The 2857-nt window shown below is 53.1% G+C and carries 3 protein-coding genes; all 3 read right to left on the bottom strand.

The window, feature by feature from the left end; translation table 11 throughout:
- Positions 1–34: 34 nt before the first annotated feature.
- Positions 35–1621, bottom strand: coding sequence for a methyl-accepting chemotaxis protein (locus Q1K23_RS08915; RefSeq protein ID WP_300363961.1), 1587 nt, complete (start codon positions 1619–1621; stop codon positions 35–37).
- 52 nt (positions 1622–1673) lie between these two features.
- A complete protein-coding gene (locus tag Q1K23_RS08910) occupies positions 1674–1901 on the bottom strand; it encodes a hypothetical protein (protein ID WP_300363959.1) in 228 nt (75 codons plus the stop codon).
- 78 nt (positions 1902–1979) lie between these two features.
- The gene (locus tag Q1K23_RS08905) at positions 1980–2642 is read right to left on the bottom strand and encodes an alpha/beta hydrolase (RefSeq protein ID WP_300363957.1); all 663 of its coding nucleotides are present in this window, start codon (positions 2640–2642) and stop codon (positions 1980–1982) included.
- Positions 2643–2857 lie beyond the last annotated feature (215 nt).

Here is a 2857-nt window from a genome sequence, read left to right as displayed (position 1 = left end):
AAAGGAGGAGGAGAAACCGGCCTGATCCCCAAAATCAGGTTTTGAAATTCTCGAGCGTCCGGTTCAGTTCCCTTGCGATGTCGGCGATGCGCCGCGCGACACTCTGTGTCGTTTTCACACTTTCGATATTTTCCTCCGAACTCTTTTCAATCGATTCGATCTCACGGAGTATCGATTCGATCTGTTCGGCGAGACGATTGGATATCTCCACCGTCTGACGGCTCACCGTTTCGACACTCTCCATATATTTCACCGCTTCGACGATCTTTTCGTCGGTCTCGTCGGCGGTTTTGGTCAGTTTTTCTATCTGTTTGGCATTTTGGTTCATGGTGGCACTCGTATCGGCGATCTCGGAGACCATCATACCGATCGTGGCATCGATCTCACTCAGGCTTTTCTGGGTCTGTTCGGCCAGTTTCCGCACTTCGTCGGCGACGACGGCGAATCCCCGGCCGTGTTCTCCCGCACGTGCCGCCTCTATGGCGGCATTGAGGGCCAATAGATTGGTCTGTTCGGCGATTTCGGAGATGGAGGAGAGTACGTTTTTGGCCGCCGTGGTATTGTCGGTAAGAAGCGTCAGCTTCTCGGCCATCTGGGTACCCGTTTGGGCCTGTTCCGCCACTTGACGAACGAGTCTCTCTATCTCCCCCTGAACGTTTTCGATCCGCTCTTTGGCATTTTGTACGTTTTCCAGACTCTGCCGTGTGCTTTCGATCGTCTCGTCGAGATGCTCCTTCATTGTCACGCCCATTCCGACGGTTTTCCTGACCGCATCGATTCCTTCGACAGAACGCTCTTCGACCCGTTTCGACTCTTTTTCCAGATCCTCCACGACGGTGAGATTCTGATGGCTCGCCTCTTTGACTTGGGCGATGGTTCGATGCACCTTGTCGATAAAAGCGTCGATACGCTGCGCCACTTTCCCTATCTCATCCCCTTTGACGAATCTCAGACGCCTCGTCAGATCTCCTTCACCGCTGGCGATATCTTCTGCCCGCTCCTCCATCACTTTGAGAGGTTTGAAAATGCTGTTTCGGAAAAAGAGCATGAAAAGCGCGATCGTAGCGATCGTAGCGACAGCCAGTCCGACGGCGATGGCGATCTTGAGGGCGTTTATCTGCGCATCGCTCTCCTGCAAAGAGACCTCCACATCCATGACGCCCAGGACATCTCCCTTTTTCACGTTGGTATGGCATGTAAGACATTCGCCCGTGGCCGTGAGCGGTTTGAGCAGGCGGATGGCGTGTACGGGTTCCTCTTTTTCGAGAATCGCCAGTTTCCTGGACTCGAAGACTTTGAGTATTTCCGGGTCTGAGGAAGGAGAATCAGGCAGTCCGAAGGCTTTGATCACCTCTTTCGATTTCGCGATCCCGACATGTTTGATCCCTTCGATCTTTTTCACAGACTCCAGCGTATCGTGCACGACGGCGGGATCGCCGAAATTCATGCTGGTACGTACCGCGATAAAGATGGAGTCGCTGATGGTTTTGACTTTCGACTCCACAGCCTGGCTGACGACACGGTTGAAACTGGAAAAAAGATAGAAAGAGAGCAGTAAAGATCCGGAAACCATCGTTCCCAACAGCATCCAGAGAAATTTGCCGCGCAGTGTTTTCGGCATGTCCTGCCCCTTCTTTCGGTTTGTTTGTATCAAGCAAAACTATCGGCAATTATCAGGAAAGTTTAAACTCTTCTTCGGCGGTTCTCGCGGCGGCCTCTCCCTTGACGGTCAGTTCGCCCTTTTCGATATATCCCTCTTCTTTCAGTCCCCGGGCCAACCTTTTCCCCTCTTTGAGGGTGAAAACACGGCTGTTTTCAAGCATGAGCAGCACATCTTTGAGGCTTTCGCCCTCTTCTCTTTTCAGCATGGCCAGCAGTATCACTTTCTCTTCGGTGGTCAAAACAGTTTTCCTATCTTCTGAAATCCGTAGAAGTATAGCATACCCCCGCTCCTACAACACAGCGATTGAACAGCTACTTCATGAATCATTTCCCAGATGATTCACGAACCAATCTTTGGCCAGTTCGGCCACAGATTCGAGGGCACCCGGCTCTTCGAAGAGATGGGTGGCTCCCGGCACGATCACCATCTTCTTTTCACATTGCAGTTTCGCGTAGGCCGCTTCGTTGAGCTCCAGAACGATGTCGTCGTTCCCGCCGACGATCAGCAGCGTCGGGGCGGTCACTCTCTCCAGCACGTCCGCCGCCATGTCGGGACGGCCGCCGCGAGATACGATGGCGTTTATTTCATAGGGTGTCAGTACCGATGCCTTCAGTGCGGCCGCCGAGCCTGTGCTCGCGCCAAAATAGCCCATCTTGAGTCCCGATAGCGCTTCATCCGCCTTGACCCACTCCGTCGCGAGCATCAGCCTGGAAGCCAGAAGATCGATATCGAAGACGTTTCTGCGGTCGATCTCCTCGTGTTCCATCAACAAATCGAAAAGGAGTGTCGCGATGCCCGCTTCGTGAAGTACGGAGGCGACGTAGTTGTTGCGGGAGCTGAAACGACTGCTTCCGCTTCCATGGGCGAAAAGCACGATCGAGGCCGCCCCATCGGGTATGGCCAAAAAACCGCCGACTCTCACACCTTCCGATTCGATCCAGACTTCACGCTGGGCATTTCTGAAAGTTTCGTAACTCATATTCTCTCCTTCTTATCTTCGTGTTCTTACGTCCTCGTCTACATCTTCGTAACATCGCCATTACAGATTGGACGACGATGGTCAGATCGGACTGGTGGAAACCACGGGCAGCGCCCTGTCGAAACCGGACTTCTTTGTGACGATGCAGGTGATCAACCCCGTACCACCGATGAAAACGATCTCGTATCCACGTCTTTCCGGCGCTTTCCGTTTGA

The sequence above is a fragment of the Hydrogenimonas sp. genome (genome assembly GCF_029933015.1).
Lineage (GTDB): Bacteria > Campylobacterota > Campylobacteria > Campylobacterales > Hydrogenimonadaceae > Hydrogenimonas.
The sequence above is the reverse complement of the archived record's forward strand: the minus strand, read 5'-3'. Positions and strand labels throughout refer to the sequence as shown.